Below are 16,065 nucleotides of genomic sequence, written 5' to 3' on the forward strand. Positions count from 1 at the left end.
ATATTGCCATATCGCCATCCTCAGCCAAGCAAAAGGCTACCTGAAACTTTCAGGTAGCCTTTTCCCATTCTTCAAAACATCACTCGATATTCTGCACTTGCTCGCGCATCTGCTCGATGAGCACTTTCAGCTCCACCGAAGCCTGGGTGCATTCGGCGGCGATGGATTTGCTGCCCAGCGTATTGGCTTCGCGGTTGAGTTCCTGCATCAGAAAATCCAGGCGCTTGCCGATGCTGCCTTTGGGCTGGCTGCTCACGATGCGGCGCACTTCGGCGATGTGGGTGCGCAGTCGGCTGAACTCTTCGTCCACGTCTGCCTTCTGCATAAACAAGGCAAACTCTTGCTGCAGGCGGTCGTTTTCCACGTCGCCCACGGCTTCGCGCAGCCGCTGGCGCACTTTGTCCATATGCTGTTGCAGCAGCTGCGGGAAAGCAGCGGCCAAAGCGTCCAGAATCTGCTCCATCTGCTGCAAACGCTGCAGCAGGTGTTGCTGCAGCTGCTCGCCCTCGCGGCTGCGGGCTTGGTTGAAGGAAACCAGCACTTCGTTGATGAGCTGCAGCACGGCTTCGTCTAAATCGCCGGTTTCTTCTGCCGGAGCAGCCAGCACGCCGGGGAAAGCGAGGATGTCGGCTACGCCCAAACGGTTGATGTCGGGATGTTTCTCACAGATTTTCTTGTTGATTTTAGCCAGCCGGGCAACCAATTTTTTGTTCAGCCGCAATTCTTGCTCTCCACCTGCCTGCTCGCTGTGCCGCAGCTGGATGCGGCATTCGATTTTGCCGCGCGCGGCGTGGGCGGATACGGCTTCGCGCAATGCCCCTTCTAGGTGGCGCAGGTCTTCCGGCATTTTGAATTGGATGTCGAGATAGCGGTGATTGACCGCGCGCAGTTCGATATACAGGCGTTTGCTGCCATGTTCGGCGCTGCCGTTGGCAAAACCGGTCATGCTTTTGATCATAATTTTCTCCTTCAAATACAGTGGATAAATTGTTCGCCTTGCTTTCAGGTAGCCTTTAAGCCCCCTTATTTGCCCTTGGCAAAGCTGCCCAATACACCGGCGCATACAATCACCAGCATACCGATGATTTCGTGCCAGCTGGTGCTGTCGCCCAGCCAGAAAATGCCCAACAGGGTGGAAAACACCACGGTGAGGTAGGCCAGCGAAGCCACGGTGAGCTTGCGCCCCACTTGGTAGGCGCGGGTCATCGCCAGCTGGCCGAGCGTACCGGCGGCGCCTAGGCCGAGCAGATAGGGCAGCGATTGGACGGTGGGCGGCTGCCAGCCGTTGATGCAGGCCAATGTGCCCGACATGGCGGTGGCCACGCAGCAGAAGTAAAACACCACACGCCAGCTGGGTTCGCCCAGCTGCGAAAGTTCGCGCACCTGCAAATACGCCCAGCCGGAACACACGCCGGAAATCAGGCCGATGAGGCCGGCAAGCTGCTGCTCAGCGGCAATGGTGGGCTGGAGCAGGATAATGATGCCGCCAAAACCCATCAAGAGCGCGGCCAGCATCAGCGGGGCAATTCTTTCCTTAAGGAAGATGAAGGAAAGCAAGGCCAAAAACAGCGAAGAGGTGTAATTGAGCGTGATGGCGGTGGCCAGCGGCAGGCGGGTGAGCGCAAAGAACGAAAGCAGGAGCGCCACCGAACCGGTGATGCTGCGGTTGAGATGCGATTTCAGATAGGGCGTGCGGAAGGCATGCCCGCGCCACCATTCAGGCAGGCCGATGGCGAAAAGGCCGAACAGCATGCGCCAAAACACCAGCTCGTTGAAGCTGAAGCCGAAACGGCTGCCGGCGGCTTTGGCAAACGCGCCCATCAGGGCAAACAGGGCGGCGGAAACCACCATCCAACCTGAGCCCAGGCGGTCGGCGGCAATGGCGGGAGTGTTCATAAAGGATTCAATCGGGGTTGCGGAAATATTTTCAGGTAGCCTCTACTGATCAAGCAAGGCTACCTGAAAAACAAACCGGGCTATCGCACCGGCAAAATCTGGCAGGCATTCAGCAGCAAAACAGCGGCAGAAACCAACAGCCAAGACAAGCAGGTTTTCAATGATACTTTCATAATTTCTCTTTCAAAATGGGTGGCAAAAAATTCAGCGTGATTACTTTCAGGTAGCCTGTCCGGCGGATGAGGCTACCTGAAAAGGATGCGGACACATTATTCGGCCGCTGCACTCCCTGCCGCCGCCTCGGAAGCGGGCAAAACGCGGTAATACACTTCGCCCGGCCCCACATAGCCCAAATCGGTGCGGGCGATTTCGGCGATGGCTTCTTTTCCGGTGCGCAGGTTTTCCACTTCGGCCGTCAAGGCCTGATTGCGCAGCACCAGGCTTTGGTTGGCCTGCCGCTGGCGCTCGGCTTCGGCCTCCAGCCGCCACATATCGCGCCAGCCGCCTTTGGCCAGCCACAGATTATGTTGCAGCCACACCAACGCCACGACCAGCACCACGGTTACCCATTTCATGTTTCAGGTAGCCTTTAACGAGCCAAATGGTAAAACGCGGCTTGGCCGGGATAATAAGCGGCTTCGCCCAGCTCTTCTTCAATGCGCAGCAGCTGGTTGTATTTGGCCATGCGGTCGGAGCGGGAAAGCGAACCTGTTTTAATCTGCATGCAGTTGGTGGCCACGGCCAAATCGGCGATGGTGCTGTCTTCGGTTTCACCGGAGCGGTGGCTCATCACGCTGGCATAGCGGTTGCGTTTGGCCAGCTCCACGGCTTTCAGGGTTTCGCTCAGAGTGCCGATTTGGTTCACTTTCACCAGCAGGGCGTTGGCAATGCCTTCTTTAATGCCTTCAGCCAGGATTTTCGGGTTGGTAACAAACAAGTCGTCGCCCACCAGCTGCACTTTGCCACTAAGCTTTTTGGTGAGCAGCTTCCAGCCTTCGCGGTCGTTTTCGTCCATGCCGTCTTCAATCGAAACAATCGGATAGCGGCTGGCCAAATCAGCCAGATAATCGGCAAATTCGGCGCTGGTCAGCGCTTTGCCTTCAGCGGAGAGGTGGTATTTGCCGTCTTTATAAAACTCGCTGGAAGCGCAATCGAGCGCGAGCAGCACGTCTTTACCCGCTTCGTAACCGGCGGCTTTCACGGCTTCCAAAATCAAATCTAAAGCTTCAGCGTGGCTGCCCAAATTGGGGGCAAAGCCGCCCTCGTCGCCCACGGTAGTGGGAAAGCCTTTGTTGTGGCAGATTTTTTTCAAGTGGTGGAACACTTCCGCGCCGCAGCGCAAGGCCTCGCGGAAGCTGGTTGCGCCCACCGGCATAATCATAAATTCCTGAATATCCAGGCTGTTGTTGGCGTGTTCGCCGCCGTTGATCACGTTCATCATCGGCACCGGCATCGCCATCGGCCCCGCGCCGCCCAAATAGCGGTAGAGCGGCAGGCCGGCATCTTCGGCGGCAGCGCGTGCCACAGCCATGGATACGGCCAAAGTGGCATTGGCGCCGAGGCGGCCTTTGTTGTCCGTACCGTCCAATTCCACCAGCACTTTGTCGATATAGCTCTGCTCGGAAGCATCAATGCCGATAACGGCTTGGGCGATTTCATTGTTCACATGCTCTACGGCCTTCAGCACGCCTTTGCCCAAATAGCGTGCGGCATCGCCGTCGCGCAGCTCCAGCGCTTCTTTCTGGCCGGTGGAAGCACCGCTGGGCACGGCCGCGCGCCCCATCACGCCGCTTTCCAGCAACACATCGCATTCTACGGTGGGATTGCCGCGCGAATCGAGAATCTCGCGGGCGAAAATATCAATAATGGCGCTCATGCACTCTGCTCCAAAAAGTTAGTTGGCTGAAGAAACGGCGGCTTGCCCGCCCAAACGGCAAGATTATACCCGAAACCGGCGAGCTTGAAACACAGCCCGGCAAACAGCCGCTCTTGACAAAACACACATTTGGGCATTAAATACGCCACCATTATTTACGCCGATTTGATACAGCTTGCGGGCGTTAAAACAGCTAAAGCGTACCATCCATAACACGCATCTCTGTTTTAAGCCCATTGTTGATCCAGTGGGCTTTAAATCTTTGCAGCCGCCGAATGAGGCGGCCATACAACAACATCATGATTATTCTGGATTCCGTTTGTAAAAGCTATCATCACGGCAAAAGCAACCAATTCATGGCCGTGCATCCCTTGAGCCTGAGCATCGACCAAGGCGAGGTGTTCGGGCTGATGGGCTATTCCGGCGCAGGCAAATCCACCCTGCTGCGCCTGATCAACCTGCTGGAACGCCCCGACAGCGGCAAAGTACTGGTAGACGGCCAAGACCTCACCGCCATGAATGCCGCCCAGCTACGCACCGCCCGCCAAAACATCGGCATGGTGTTTCAGCAGTTCAACCTGCTCGCCAACCGCACCGTGGCCGGCAACGTGGCCTTCCCGCTGGAGATTGCCGGCTGGAGCAAAAGCAAAATCAACGAACGCGTGCGCGAATGTTTGCAGATTGTCGGCCTGTCCGACCGCGCGCAGCACTACCCCGCCCAACTTTCCGGCGGGCAGAAGCAGCGCGTGGGCATTGCCCGTGCGCTCGCACCCAACCCGAGCGTGATTCTGGCCGACGAGCCCACTTCCGCGCTCGACCCGGCCACCACCCGCAGCGTGCTCGACTGCCTGCAAGACATCAACCGCCGTTTCAACGTAACCATCGTGATCGTTACCCACGAAATGAGCGTCATCCGCCGCCTGTGCCGCCGCACCGCCCTGCTGCATCAAGGGCATTTGCTGGAAGTGGCCGACGTGCGCGACAAGCAGATTCTGGCGCACACCGACATCGGGCGCGAATTGGTACAGGAGGATTGAATATGGATCGTTCAGACCCTTGGGGTAACCTGCAACGGCTATTACCCGAATTTTACGAAGCTACTTGGCAAACATTCCTTATGCTAGGCATTTCCACCACTGTGGGCGTTTTACTGGGCGGCCTTCTCGGCATATGGCTGTTTGTTACCGATAAAAGCGGGCTGTTCCCAAAAATCCATTTCAACCACGGCTTAAGCTGGGTGGTCAGCTTTATGCGAGCATTCCCTTTCGTATTCCTCATGATCGAAATGATGGAATACGTCCGCCGGATTCCCTTTATCGGTACTTCCTACGGCCCATTGGCCGCTTCCGTGCCCCTCAGTGTGGCCGCCAGCTTTTATTTTGCACGATTGGTGGAGCAAAACCTGAAAGAAGTGCCTAAAGGCGTGATTGAAGCCGCAACCGCCATGGGCGCCAGCCCCTTGACCATCATTGTAAAAGTATTGCTGAACGAAGCCCGCTCCGGCTTGGTGCGCAGTATCACCATCCTGATTATCGCCACTTTAAGCACCAGTTCGGCAGCGGGCTTAATCGGCGGCGGCGGGCTTGGCTACTTAGGCATCCGCTACGGTCACCAGCGCTATATGCCCGAAGTAATGCACACCGTATTGCTCGCCCTGTCCGCCCTGGTCATCACTATCCAAGCAGCAGGCAACTACGTAGCTGCCAAGCTGGATAAACGCTAAGCCTAGATTTATTTTCCCCAACCCGTTACCTTCATAATAGGAGACACTCTATGAAAGCATTATGGAAACTCACCTGCGCCGCCGTGCTGGGCATGTCCCTGGCCGCCTGCGGCGGACAAGACAGCGGCAGCGGTGCACAGGCATCCGCCGCCTCAGCCGGCAGCCAGCCCGCTGCAGAAGCCAAGCGGGAAATCCGCTTCGGCACTACCCCGGGCGACTTTGCCGACATGATTACCGATCAAATCAAACCCATGTTGGAAAAACAGGGCTACACCGTTACCCTCACCGAATTCCCCGACTACGTTATCCCCAATAAAGCATTAGCCGAGGGTGCCATCGACATCAACATCTTCCAGCACAAGCCTTATCTGGATTCTTTCAAGGCCGCCCACAACCTCGACCTGACCGAAGTATTCCAAGTACCGACCGCTCCTTTGGGTATCTACCCCGGCAAACTCACCGCGCTGGACCAGGTGAAAAATGGCAGCACCGTTTCCATCCCGGATGATCCGTCCAACTTGGCACGCGCTCTGGTGATGCTCGACAACTTGGGCTGGATCAAACTGAAAGAGGGGATCGACCCACTGACCGCCTCCAAAGCAGATATTGCCGAAAACACCAAAAATATCGAATTCGTGGAAATGGAAGCCGCCAACCTGCCGCGTAGCCGCCAAGACGTAGACTTCGCCATCGTAAACGGCAACTACGCCATGTCTTCCGGCATGAAACTGGCCGAAGCCCTGTTCCAAGAACCCAGCTTCGCCTACATCAACTGGTCTGCCGTGCGCACTGCCGATAAAGACGCACAGTGGGTACAAGACGTAACCGCCGCCTACAATTCCCAAGAATTCAAAGACTACGCGCACAAACGCTTCGTCGGCTACAAATATCCTGCCGTATGGGGTGAAGGTGCAGCCGCCGCTTCAGCCGCTTCCACAGCAGCCGCCTCCGGCGCATCTGCCGCCAAATAAGCAACGCGGATAAAACCATAGCCGTTTCAGGTAACCTGAAGCGGCTGTTTTTAATTGAGGAAAAGGCTACCTGAAAAATACCCTTATATCTGGAAACACGCAATAAACTGATTTTATGTGGCTTACTCCTTCCTAACGCGTTGCCCCTCCTTACTACCCAAGCCCCGCCCACAGCCTTACCCGATTTTGCCATCTGCATAAAATTTGCCAAGTCAACCAATCTGTTGACCTTTTGTTTACATCTGTTATGATTTTTGGTACTTTACTGCCATTATTCATGCAGATACACACCGCACATTTAGATTTCAAAATTCCCCCTTTCCGCCATCCGTCCGCCTGTTCGGGCGGCTGGCATCTACCAGCCGTGCCGCAAAGGCATACGGCTGCATTCCCACCCGAAAAGGAGATCTACCATGACCGATGTGAAAAAAGTAGCCGTAGTTACCGGTTCCGCCGCAGGTTTGGGCAAAGCAATCGCCACCCGTTTGGCCAAAGACGGCTTCCGCGTGGTGCTGCACGACATCAACGCCGACAACCTGAACAAGGTTAAAGCGGAATTCGATGCCGCCGGGTTTGAAAATATCGCCGTAAAGGGCAATTCCGCCAGCCGGGAAGACCAGTTCCGCCTAGTGGACGAAGCAGTCAAGGCCTTCGGGCGGGTGGACGTGTTTGTCAACAACGCGGGCGTGGAATCGGTCGGCACATTCTTGAGCCTGAACGAAAATGAAATCGACCGGGTGTTGGGCATCAACATCAAGGGCGTGATTTTCGGCACGCAGGCCGCCGCCGAACAAATGAAAAAACAGCAGGGCGTAGGCAAAATCATCAACGCATGCAGCATCGCCGGTCACGAATCCTACGAAATGCTGAGCCTGTATTGCGCCACCAAGCACGCGGTACGCTCGTTCACCCATTCCACCGCAAAAGAACTCGCCCCCTACAACATCCGCGTAAACGCCTATTGCCCGGGTGTGGCCGACACCCCCATGTGGGAGCGCATCGACGCCGCATTTGTAGAACACAAGGGCTACCAGCCGAAACAGGCGTGGAACGAATTTACCAAAGGCATCCTCGCCGGCCGGCCGCAACAGCCGGAAGACGTGGCCAACCTGGTATCCTTCCTGGCTTCGGAAGACGCCGACTACATCACCGGCCAAACCATCCTCACCGACGGCGGCATGGTATTCCGTTAAACAACAGGCAAACGGCCGGCGGCAGCCGGCTGTTTTTATGGCCGCCCGCATTTTGCATCCGCTAAATTCGGTTAAACCCGCACCCTGCCGCCCAAACTTTGCTACACTGCGCCCCTTTTCACTCTAACATAAGGGAAAATCATGACTTTAATGGATAATCTAATGAACGCGGCCAGCCAGATGCTGGGCGGCAAAGACGGCGGCCAAGGCTCGCTCACCGATATGGCGATGGATTTGGTGAAACAGCACGGCGGCGTGGGCAACCTGATCAGCCAGCTGCAACAAGGCGGCTTGGGTGATGCCATCAGCAGCTGGGTTTCCAACCAGGCAGGCAACCTGCCCGTGTCCGGCAGCCAACTACAACAAGCGCTGGGCAGCGACACCGTAAACCAGCTGGCGCAGAAATTCGGCGTGGATGCCAACCAGGCAAGCGAGATGCTGGCCAAAATCCTGCCCAATCTGGTAGACCACGCCACCCCCAATGGCAGCGCGCAAGACGCAGACGGCTTCGGCCTGGATGATGTGGCTTCCATTCTACTGAAAAACTTTATGAAATAAACCAAAAGCCGTCTGAATGTTCAGACGGCTTTTTTATAGTGAATTAACAAAAACCAGTACAGCGTTGCCTCGCCTTGCCGTACTATCTGTACTGTCTGCGGCTCGTCGCCTTGTCCTGATTTTTGTTAATCCACTATAGTTGTGAGGCTACCTGAAAGCGCAGCTTAGGCGAAGTTTAAACGGTGGGATGGCTGAAACCTGCGCTTCAATACCGCATTAGCCCGCTTAGCGGATGAAAATCAGAAGGGGCAAGGCGGCAAGCCGCAGACAGTGTGCAAGCAGTACGGCAAGGCAAGCCAACGCCATAGCATTCTGATTTTAATCCACTATATCTTTTCAGGTAGCCTCTGCCCTGCCCCGCTCCATCACCACGCCCACCGATGCCACGCCGGGCAGGATGCCGGGTTTCACCGCCTTAATCCGCACGCTCTCGCAAGAAGGAAAATGCTTGAGCAGCAGTTGCGCCACATAGCCTGCCAGCGCTTCCAGCAGGAAAAACTGCTGCCCTGCCAAAGCGGCCGTTACCAATTCCGCCGCCTCGGCGTAGCTGATCGTATCGGCCACGTTGTCGCTCTTTTCCGCCGTGCTCAAATCGGCGCGGATGTCGATATCCAGCAGCACGGTTTGCGGCTGGCGGCGTTCCCAGTCGAAAACGCCGATTAGGGTTTGGGCTTTTAGGCCGTGCAGAAAAACGGTATCCATGCTGTGCTTGTCCTCGTGATAGAATCCGGCTCGTTTGTTTGAATGTGAAAAAATCTTATGGCTGACATCTTGTCTGTGTGGGGCTTGGCCGCCGTGGTCGCCGCCTACTTAATCGGCTCGCTCTCGTTTGCCGTTATCGTATCCAAATTCTACGGGCTGGACGACCCGCGCAACTACGGCTCGGGCAACCCGGGCGCCACCAATGTTTTGCGCAGCGGCCGCAAAAAAGCCGCCGCGCTCACGCTCTTGGGCGACGCGCTCAAAGGCCTGGTGGCCGTGCTGCTTGCCCGATGGCTGCAATCGCATTTCGGCCTGTCCGACGAAGTGGTGGCCGCCGTGGCGGTGGCGGTGTTGGTGGGGCATATGTGGCCGCTGTTTTTCGGCTTCAAGGGTGGCAAGGGCGTGGCCACCGCGCTGGGCGTGCTGCTGGCTTTGTCGTGGCCGGTGGCGCTGATTTGCGCGGCAGTATGGCTGATGATGGCCTTCGGGCTGAAAATTTCTTCACTGGCCGCACTAGCCGCCACCGTAATCAGCCCGCTGGCCGCCATGTTTCTGGTGCAACAGCCTTCCTGGCAGGCGGCCATTGCCGTAATTGCCACGCTGGTGCTGCTGCGCCACCGCAGCAATATCCAAAACCTGCTCAGCGGCAAGGAAAGCAAAATCGGCTCAGGCAAATAGCAGCGTTGGCTGCCCGATAGAGGCTACCTGAAAATTTTAGCTTCGCAGAAACTTCGCTGCGCTGCACTTTCAGGTAGCCTTTATTAATACCAAAAACTCCATATCCAACAATTCAATCTGAAACCCAATTATAGTCGATTAAAATTGCAATGATACGGCGTTGGCTCGCCTTGACGTACTATCTGTACGCCTTGCGGCTCGCCGCCTTGTCTCATTTTTATTTTAATCGACTATAAAACTCTTGAAAAACTAGATATAGGCTTTCTAGTATCAAAGGTTGAGCTGTGCTTTTCTCTGCTGACACAGCCGAACGGAGCGCGGTTTTTCGGGGAATAAGGGCTTGCATGTTCGAAGCGGCGAAGCCGCAAGTTGCGAGCCCGCCCGAAAAACCGTGCGGAGAGAGGGAAGTTTGGCGGAGCCAAACCTGTGTCCGCAGTCGCCTTTCTTTTGCTTCCTTTTCTTTGGCGAAGCAAAGAAAACGAGCTCTCCGAAGGAGGGAGAGTTTCTGCGTAGCTAAAAGGAAGTGCCCCGCGCCGGCAGGAGGCGCAAGGGTAAACAAAACATACACGGAGCAGGCTACCTGAAAACTAAAACTAGTTTAGCCTACTTTCAGCCTCGTATAAGTTTCTCTTTCAGGAGGCTTCTCCTCACCCCGCATCTTTCAACAGCAAAGCCGCAGCCTGTCGGCCGCTTTGTACGGCGGCTTCCAACGTGGCGGGGTAGCGCGGGTGCAGATAGTCGCCGGCGAGGTAGATATGCTGGTGGCGCAGCCAGGCGGTGGGGATGGTAGGCTTATCGGTGCGGCTGGCGGCGGTGGCGCGTTTTTCGGTGATGACCTGGGCATCAACAGGGCGCGGCAGGTGCGGGCAGATACGCCGCAAATCCTGGTGCACGCGCGTTATCCACTCTTCGCGGCCGAGTTTGCCGTATTGGTCGGACAGGGAAATCACGGCGGATACTTCGCCGCGCCCGAAGCCGAGCGCATCGCGGTCGATAAACCATTGCGCCGTGCCTTCGGCCAGGCCGGTAATCGGCGCGGGCAGCCCGGGCGCAACGGGATAACGCAGATACACGGTGGTGATGGCGTGGTAGGCCAAGGCATCCAGCGCGGCGGCAATCTTGGGCGGGGCGGCCTCGGGCAGCAGGGGCGGCACATGATAGGGCGCAACGGCCAGCACGGCGGCATCAAAGGCTTCGCCGTTCACCAACAGGCTACCTGAAAGCGTTTGTTCAATCTGCGGCACGCGCGTTTCCAGCCGGATTTGTGCGCCGTATTTTTGCAGGCGGCGGCACACCGGCTCGGCAAACAGCCGCCCCAAATCCTGCTTGGGCAGCAAGAAATCGCTGGCGGCGCGCTCCGCCCACACGCCGTCGCGCAGCACGTTTTGCAGGCGTTGCAGCGAAGCCTGCTCTAAAGCGGTGTTCATCGCGCCCCACACCAAAGGCTGCCAAAACTGCTGCTGCAAACGGTGCGACACTTGCTGCTGCCGCAGCCAAGCAGCCACGGAAATATCTTCCGCCAAGCGCAGGCTTTGCAAGGCACGCATCTGGCGCAGCAGCGCCGTTTTCTCGCCCCAACCGATGCCGCGTGCGCCCAGCACGCCGAAAAGCAAATGCAGCGGCGCACTCAGACGGCGGGCGGCAAATTGCAGGCCGTCGGCCAAATGCCATTGCAGCGGCAGACGCAAAAATGCTTCTTCTTCGCGCACGCCGCAGCGCGCCAGCACATCCAGCACCTGCCGATACGCGCCCACCAAAATATGCTGGCCGTTGTCGGCATGGGCAAAACCGCTGCCGCCGCCCAACGCGCGGGCACGGCCGCCGCACTGCCGCCCGGCCTCAAACAGGATGATTTGCGCCCGGCCGCACAGCGCTTCCGCCGCCGAAAGCCCGGCCCAGCCGCCGCCGATAACCGCCACACGCGGTGCGGCGCTCATGGCTTAAACCCCAAGAGCCAGGTTTTCAGGGCAATCCGTGCCTTACGCGGCTTCGGAATCGCCAGCTTGTAGCGCAGCACATTGGCCGCGCCGTCGCGCTCGATTTCGTTTAAAAGCGCGTAGTAGATGGCGGCCATCACCAGCCCGGCCTTCTGTCCGCGCCGCTCGGCAGCAGGCAGCAAGGCCACGGCTTCGCGGTAGGTTTGGCGGGCACGGGCTACCTGAAAAGCCATCAGCTCGGCAAACGCTTGGCTGTTTCGGCGTTGCAGCAAATCGGCGGCAGGCACGTTGAAGCGCTGCAAATCTTCCACCGGCAGGTAAATCCGCCCGGCCACCGCGTCTTCGCCCACGTCGCGGATGATGTTGGTGAGTTGCAGCGCCAAGCCCATTTTGTCGGCATAATCCAGCACGGCGGCATCTTGGAAACCGAGGATGCGGGCAATCAGCCGCCCCACCACCCCGGCCACGCGCTGGCAGTATTGCTGTAAGGCGGCGAAATCGGCATAACGCGCCGGGGTTAAATCCATTTCCACGCCGTCAATCACGGCGGCCAATTCGTTTTCAGGTAGCCCGTAGGCCGGCGCCACTTCGCGCATGGCCTGATTGACTGGATGCTCCGGCAAGGCCGCGCCGTGAAACACCTTGGCCGCATCCTGCCGCCACCAGGCCAGCGTTTGCGCCGCCACGGCCGGGTCGGCACAATCGTCCGCTACATCGTCGAGTTCGCGGCAATAGGCATACAGCACAGTCATGGCGCGGCGTTTTTCCGGCGGCAGAAAGCGGAAACCGGCCAGAAAACTGGAGCCGCTCTCTTCGGCTTTTTGATGGCAGTAGTCGTATGGGGTCATGATTTTGGAATTTTGATAATGGTGGTCGGGGCGGCTTTATGGAAATAGGTTGTCGGCACGCGCAGGTAAAGATAGAGGATGACGGCGCTGAAGCAGAGCATATCGAGCCATGGAATGAAGAAAGGCCTGTTATCGAAAATCGTAGAGCCGAAAATGTCCCTCTCCACCCAAACGATTAACTGGCTGCCAACCAGCCACCCAAAATGCAGCAGGCCTCCGCACAAAAATACCACACGCGCCCATTTATGGCGATACCACAATCCCGCTGAGCATAACAATATCCCAAACGACATCACAAACGGTTCAATCATCCCGAAGATGAAATGGATGAATACGATTCTCGAGCTGATTCTGTACACTTCAAGCATCCCCCATTCAAATCCCTCCCAACTACCGGCCAAATTGCCCATCGCAATAATCATCAGCAGCGGCCAGGCAATGCCGTACGCCAGCAGCAGCGGGCACAGGATGGCCAAACCCAAAGGGCGCGGCGAGGGGGTTGGGGAAGCAGTATCCATCTGTTGGATTCCTTAGTTATCGGGGGAGCAGCTAGGCTACCTGAAAATATAGTGGATTAAAATCGCAATGCTACGGCGTTGGCTCGCCTTGGCGTACTACCTGTACGCCTTGCGGCTCGCCGCCTTGTCTCATTTTTATTTTAATCCACTATAAGCAAGGTAGATTTCACCAAAACAATGCTCCGGTATTTTTCAGGTAGCCCCAAGGGGGCGGAGAGGCTACCTGAAAATCCTCAGCAGCCCGTAGTAGCACACCATATTCAGCCCGAAAAACAACAGCAGGCAGAATGCAAACCGCACTGCCATGCCCCAATTGTCCAGCCAGGCATACAGCGCCGCAGCGGGCAGCGCGGACAAAACGATGCAGCCGCAGCGGGCGGCCAGGTAGCGGGGCGCGGCTTTGCCGGCGAAATCGTCTGCCAGCCCCGCCGCCAAACCGCCGAACAGCAGGAAGGAGAAATATGCCTGCCCCAGCAGATAGGCCGGCAGCCAACCGCTGCGCTCGGCATGCAGCGCCACCCACAGCGCGCACAGCAGGCTGAGGCCGCCCGCCGCGCAGTTTATCGCGGTTTCGCGTTTGCTCATGGCAACGTGTTTTTCCTTCAGAGTTCGATGTTCAGGTAGCCTTATAGCGATGGAACACAGATACATCTGTATTTCAGGCTACCTGAAACGCCCGCACCGCCGCCCAAACGATTTCGGGCTGTTCTTTAATAGCCTCGTGCGCGGCAAACGGTACGTTCATCAAATGGACTTCGAGCAATTCGGTTTTCAATGCCGCCCAGTCGTCAAATGCAAGCAGGAAATCAGCTTCGCCGCGCACTGCCAGCACGGGGGTTTGGATTTGACGGATGTTTTCGTTGGGATAACCGCTTGCGCCCTCGTCCAGCCACATGGCTTTCAATGCCGCTGCCCATTTTGCCGCATCAGGTTCGGGATTGGCTGCCTGATAAGCGGCAAGCTGTTCGGGCAGGTTTTCTTTTACAAAATCACTGTTTATCGCTTCAAACATCGGGCGGACACCGTCCAAGTGCTTTTTGTGCCACTCCGCACCCACGGTGATGATTTTCTCGATATTTTTGTCTGCCGCACCCAGTCGGTAGGCTGTCGTGCCGCCATCACTGAATCCGAACAGGCTGTATTTTTCCACGCCTTCGTGCCGCAGGATTTGGCGCACATCTTCGGCGGCTTGGGCATAGGTCAGCGCGGCTGTGCCGAGCGTGGAGCGTCCGTGTCCGCGCGTATCTATCGCAATCACGCGGTAGTGTTGCTGCAAACGCGGCAACAGCGGTGCAAAGTCGGCAATCGAACCGAAACCGCCGTGCAGCAGCACGATAACAGGGGCGGTTTCCGTGCCGCCGGTTTGGTAGTGCAGCGTCGCGCCTTGATGTTTGATGAATTTGGATTGCATGGAAGTTTCCTTGTCTGGCCTATCGCAGGCGGAAACCGTTAATATTACTGCGGCCAGCGTGAGCAGGTTTCTGCGCGAAAGATTCATGGTTTTCAGGTAGCCTGTCGGACGGCAAACTACACGCGGGCTGGTTTTCAGGTAGCCTTTTCATGTTTGGGGCTACCTGAAACCGCCCTACCCCGCCAAACCAAAGAAGCCGGCCTCGAAAGCCGGCTTCCGCCATTTGCTATTCCCGTAGCGAATCCACACGGATGCTGTGTTCCATTTGTCCGGCATGCGCTTTGCCGCTGCCGCCTTTTGGGCGGTCGGAAAGGCGTTTCAGGTAGCCTTCGTCGATGTCGCCGGTGGCGTAGCAGCCGTTGAAGCAGGAGCTGTCGAAGCCTTCGATGGCGGGGTTAAGCGCGCGCACCACGTTTTCCAAATCGCCCAAATCTTGGAACACCACGCCGTCGGCGGAAATTTCGGCGGCAATTTGCTCGGCGCTGCGGCCGTTGGCAATCAGTTCGGCGCGGGTGGGCATGTCGATGCCGTACACATTGGGGTAGCGCACTTCGGGGGCGGCGGAGGCAAAATACACTTTCCGCGCCCCGGCGGCACGCACCATTTCCACGATTTCACGGCTGGTGGTGCCGCGCACGATGGAGTCGTCCACCAGCAGCACGGATTTGCCGGCAAATTCGCTGTCGATGGGGTTGAGCTTCTGGCGCACGGATTTTTTGCGCGTGGCTTGGCCGGGCATGATGAAGGTGCGGCCGATGTAGCGGTTTTTGATGAGGCCTTCGCGGTAGGGTTTGCCCAGGTGCATGGCCAGCTGCAAGGCGCTGGGGCGGCTGGTATCGGGGATGGGCATCACCACGTCGATTTCGTCTGCCTTCAGGCTGCGTTTCACTTTTTCGGCCAGGGTTACGCCCATATCGAGCCTGGCTTGGTACACCGATACGCTGTTCATCACGGAATCGGGGCGGGCGAAATACACGTATTCAAACAGGCAGGGCAAAAGGCGCGGCGCTTCGGCGCATTGGCGGCTGTGGAACTCGCCGTTAAAACCGATAAACACGGCCTCGCCCGGCGCGATATCGCGCACCAGCTCGTAGCCCAGGCTGGGGAAAACGATGGATTCGGAAGACACCATATAGGCGGTGCGCCCCGCTTCGTCGGTGTGCCTGCCCAACACCAGCGGGCGGATGCCGTGCGGGTCGCGGAAGGCGAGCATGCCGTAGCCGGCAATCAGCGCCACCACGCCGTATGCGCCGCGCACTTGGCGGTTGAGCGCGGCCACGGCGTCAAACACATCGCCCACTTCCAGCTTGCTGCGGCTGCCGATCACGTGCTGCAACTCACTGGCCAATACGTTGAGCAGCACTTCGGAATCGGAGCCGGTGTTGATGTGGCGCAGGTAGCGGCGGCACAGGTTGGCATTGAGCTCATCGGTATTGGTGAGGTTGCCGTTGTGCGCCAGTACGATGCCGAAGGGCGAATTCACATAAAAGGGCTGCGCCTCGGCGCTGCTGCCCGCGTTGCCTGCGGTGGGATAGCGCACATGGGCGATACCTGCGTTGCCCACCAGGTTGCGCATATCGCGCGTGCGGAACACATCGCGCACCATGCCGGTGTCTTTGTGCATATGAAACATCTCGCCCTCGGCGGTTACGATGCCCGCCGCGTCCTGCCCGCGGTGCTGCAACACCTGTAAGCCGTCATACAGCAACTGATTCACCGGCTCGAAGGCCACCATGCCCAATACGCCACACATA

17 protein-coding genes are annotated in these 16,065 nt (G+C 57.5%); 6 read left to right on the forward strand and 11 right to left on the reverse strand.

Going from position 1 to position 16,065, the window contains the following annotated elements; genetic code table 11:
* Window positions 1–79: 79 nt before the first annotated feature.
* The 4 genes from A7Q00_RS00070 to eno all read right to left on the reverse strand — a co-directional run bounded on the left by A7Q00_RS00070 (window position 80) and on the right by eno (window position 3,772).
* Window positions 80–958: a YicC/YloC family endoribonuclease gene (locus A7Q00_RS00070; protein WP_156503665.1), complete on the reverse strand. Its 879-nt coding sequence runs from the start codon at window positions 956–958 to the stop codon at window positions 80–82.
* A gap of 65 nt (window positions 959–1,023) precedes the next feature.
* Window positions 1,024–1,896, reverse strand: coding sequence for a DMT family transporter (locus tag A7Q00_RS00075; protein ID WP_064088630.1), 873 nt, complete (start codon window positions 1,894–1,896; stop codon window positions 1,024–1,026).
* A gap of 269 nt (window positions 1,897–2,165) precedes the next feature.
* Window positions 2,166–2,471: a cell division protein FtsB gene (gene ftsB, locus A7Q00_RS00080; protein ID WP_064088631.1), complete on the reverse strand. Its 306-nt coding sequence runs from the start codon at window positions 2,469–2,471 to the stop codon at window positions 2,166–2,168.
* Between the two features lie 14 nt (window positions 2,472–2,485).
* Complete coding sequence (gene eno, locus A7Q00_RS00085) at window positions 2,486–3,772, reverse strand: phosphopyruvate hydratase (RefSeq protein WP_064088632.1); 1,287 nt, start codon at window positions 3,770–3,772, stop codon at window positions 2,486–2,488.
* A gap of 299 nt (window positions 3,773–4,071) precedes the next feature.
* Here eno and A7Q00_RS00090 point away from each other — a divergent pair, with 299 nt between their 5' ends.
* The 5 genes from A7Q00_RS00090 to A7Q00_RS00110 all read left to right on the forward strand — a co-directional run bounded on the left by A7Q00_RS00090 (window position 4,072) and on the right by A7Q00_RS00110 (window position 8,217).
* Entirely contained in the window at window positions 4,072–4,809 is a 738-nt protein-coding gene (locus A7Q00_RS00090; RefSeq protein ID WP_082887671.1) for a methionine ABC transporter ATP-binding protein, read from the forward strand.
* Window positions 4,810–4,811: 2 nt separating this feature from the next.
* Entirely contained in the window at window positions 4,812–5,495 is a 684-nt protein-coding gene (locus tag A7Q00_RS00095; RefSeq protein WP_064088633.1) for a methionine ABC transporter permease, read from the forward strand.
* A gap of 50 nt (window positions 5,496–5,545) precedes the next feature.
* On the forward strand, window positions 5,546–6,466 hold the full coding sequence (locus A7Q00_RS00100) for a MetQ/NlpA family ABC transporter substrate-binding protein (RefSeq protein ID WP_064088634.1): 921 nt from the start codon (window positions 5,546–5,548) through the stop codon (window positions 6,464–6,466).
* Between the two features lie 413 nt (window positions 6,467–6,879).
* Window positions 6,880–7,659 carry an acetoin reductase gene (locus A7Q00_RS00105; protein ID WP_049259334.1) on the forward strand — a complete coding sequence of 260 codons (780 nt, stop codon included), beginning with the start codon at window positions 6,880–6,882 and terminating at the stop codon, window positions 7,657–7,659.
* A gap of 141 nt (window positions 7,660–7,800) precedes the next feature.
* Complete coding sequence (locus A7Q00_RS00110) at window positions 7,801–8,217, forward strand: YidB family protein (protein ID WP_064088635.1); 417 nt, start codon at window positions 7,801–7,803, stop codon at window positions 8,215–8,217.
* Window positions 8,218–8,553: 336 nt separating this feature from the next.
* On the opposite strand, the gene folB is transcribed toward A7Q00_RS00110, so the two are convergent.
* On the reverse strand, window positions 8,554–8,919 hold the full coding sequence (gene folB, locus A7Q00_RS00115) for a dihydroneopterin aldolase (protein WP_064088636.1): 366 nt from the start codon (window positions 8,917–8,919) through the stop codon (window positions 8,554–8,556).
* A gap of 57 nt (window positions 8,920–8,976) precedes the next feature.
* On the opposite strand from folB, the gene plsY reads away from it, so the two are divergent.
* Window positions 8,977–9,597: a glycerol-3-phosphate 1-O-acyltransferase PlsY gene (gene plsY / locus A7Q00_RS00120; RefSeq protein ID WP_425387483.1), complete on the forward strand. Its 621-nt coding sequence runs from the start codon at window positions 8,977–8,979 to the stop codon at window positions 9,595–9,597.
* A gap of 647 nt (window positions 9,598–10,244) precedes the next feature.
* Here plsY and hpnE read toward each other — a convergent pair.
* The 6 genes from hpnE to purF all read right to left on the reverse strand — a co-directional run bounded on the left by hpnE (window position 10,245) and on the right by purF (window position 16,064).
* A complete protein-coding gene (gene hpnE, locus A7Q00_RS00125; RefSeq protein ID WP_064088637.1) occupies window positions 10,245–11,534 on the reverse strand; it encodes a hydroxysqualene dehydroxylase HpnE in 1,290 nt (429 codons plus the stop codon).
* The gene (gene hpnD, locus A7Q00_RS00130; RefSeq protein ID WP_064088638.1) at window positions 11,531–12,382 is read right to left on the reverse strand and encodes a presqualene diphosphate synthase HpnD; all 852 of its coding nucleotides are present in this window, start codon (window positions 12,380–12,382) and stop codon (window positions 11,531–11,533) included. The genes hpnE and hpnD overlap by 4 nt, the downstream gene beginning before the upstream one ends.
* On the reverse strand, window positions 12,379–12,900 hold the full coding sequence (locus A7Q00_RS00135; protein ID WP_064088639.1) for a hypothetical protein: 522 nt from the start codon (window positions 12,898–12,900) through the stop codon (window positions 12,379–12,381). The genes hpnD and A7Q00_RS00135 overlap by 4 nt, the downstream gene beginning before the upstream one ends.
* Window positions 12,901–13,119: 219 nt before the next feature.
* Window positions 13,120–13,485, reverse strand: coding sequence for a hypothetical protein (locus A7Q00_RS00140; protein WP_064088640.1), 366 nt, complete (start codon window positions 13,483–13,485; stop codon window positions 13,120–13,122).
* A gap of 73 nt (window positions 13,486–13,558) precedes the next feature.
* The gene (locus A7Q00_RS00145) at window positions 13,559–14,311 is read right to left on the reverse strand and encodes an alpha/beta fold hydrolase (RefSeq protein ID WP_082887672.1); all 753 of its coding nucleotides are present in this window, start codon (window positions 14,309–14,311) and stop codon (window positions 13,559–13,561) included.
* A gap of 226 nt (window positions 14,312–14,537) precedes the next feature.
* Window positions 14,538–16,064, reverse strand: a complete 1,527-nt coding sequence (gene purF, locus A7Q00_RS00150; RefSeq protein ID WP_064088642.1) for an amidophosphoribosyltransferase — start codon at window positions 16,062–16,064, stop codon at window positions 14,538–14,540.
* Window position 16,065: the final 1 nt, after the last annotated feature.

Source organism: Eikenella halliae (genome assembly GCF_001648475.1).
In the GTDB taxonomy this organism is placed as follows: Bacteria; Pseudomonadota; Gammaproteobacteria; order Burkholderiales; family Neisseriaceae; genus Eikenella; species Eikenella halliae.

Coding starts and splice junctions, on each gene's coding strand:
- eno (WP_064088632.1), bottom strand. CDS start 3,772: ATGAGCGCCATTATTGATATTTTCGCCCGCGAGATTCTCGATTCGCGC.
- A7Q00_RS00075 (WP_064088630.1), bottom strand. CDS start 1,896: ATGAACACTCCCGCCATTGCCGCCGACCGCCTGGGCTCAGGTTGGATG.
- plsY (WP_425387483.1), top strand. CDS start 8,977: ATGGCTGACATCTTGTCTGTGTGGGGCTTGGCCGCCGTGGTCGCCGCC.
- A7Q00_RS00135 (WP_064088639.1), bottom strand. CDS start 12,900: ATGGATACTGCTTCCCCAACCCCCTCGCCGCGCCCTTTGGGTTTGGCC.
- purF (WP_064088642.1), bottom strand. CDS start 16,064: ATGTGTGGCGTATTGGGCATGGTGGCCTTCGAGCCGGTGAATCAGTTG.
- A7Q00_RS00145 (WP_082887672.1), bottom strand. CDS start 14,311: ATGCAATCCAAATTCATCAAACATCAAGGCGCGACGCTGCACTACCAA.
- A7Q00_RS00110 (WP_064088635.1), top strand. CDS start 7,801: ATGACTTTAATGGATAATCTAATGAACGCGGCCAGCCAGATGCTGGGC.
- A7Q00_RS00095 (WP_064088633.1), top strand. CDS start 4,812: ATGGATCGTTCAGACCCTTGGGGTAACCTGCAACGGCTATTACCCGAA.
- folB (WP_064088636.1), bottom strand. CDS start 8,919: ATGGATACCGTTTTTCTGCACGGCCTAAAAGCCCAAACCCTAATCGGC.
- hpnD (WP_064088638.1), bottom strand. CDS start 12,382: ATGACCCCATACGACTACTGCCATCAAAAAGCCGAAGAGAGCGGCTCC.
- hpnE (WP_064088637.1), bottom strand. CDS start 11,534: ATGAGCGCCGCACCGCGTGTGGCGGTTATCGGCGGCGGCTGGGCCGGG.
- A7Q00_RS00070 (WP_156503665.1), bottom strand. CDS start 958: ATGATCAAAAGCATGACCGGTTTTGCCAACGGCAGCGCCGAACATGGC.
- A7Q00_RS00090 (WP_082887671.1), top strand. CDS start 4,072: ATGATTATTCTGGATTCCGTTTGTAAAAGCTATCATCACGGCAAAAGC.
- ftsB (WP_064088631.1), bottom strand. CDS start 2,471: ATGAAATGGGTAACCGTGGTGCTGGTCGTGGCGTTGGTGTGGCTGCAA.
- A7Q00_RS00100 (WP_064088634.1), top strand. CDS start 5,546: ATGAAAGCATTATGGAAACTCACCTGCGCCGCCGTGCTGGGCATGTCC.
- A7Q00_RS00105 (WP_049259334.1), top strand. CDS start 6,880: ATGACCGATGTGAAAAAAGTAGCCGTAGTTACCGGTTCCGCCGCAGGT.
- A7Q00_RS00140 (WP_064088640.1), bottom strand. CDS start 13,485: ATGAGCAAACGCGAAACCGCGATAAACTGCGCGGCGGGCGGCCTCAGC.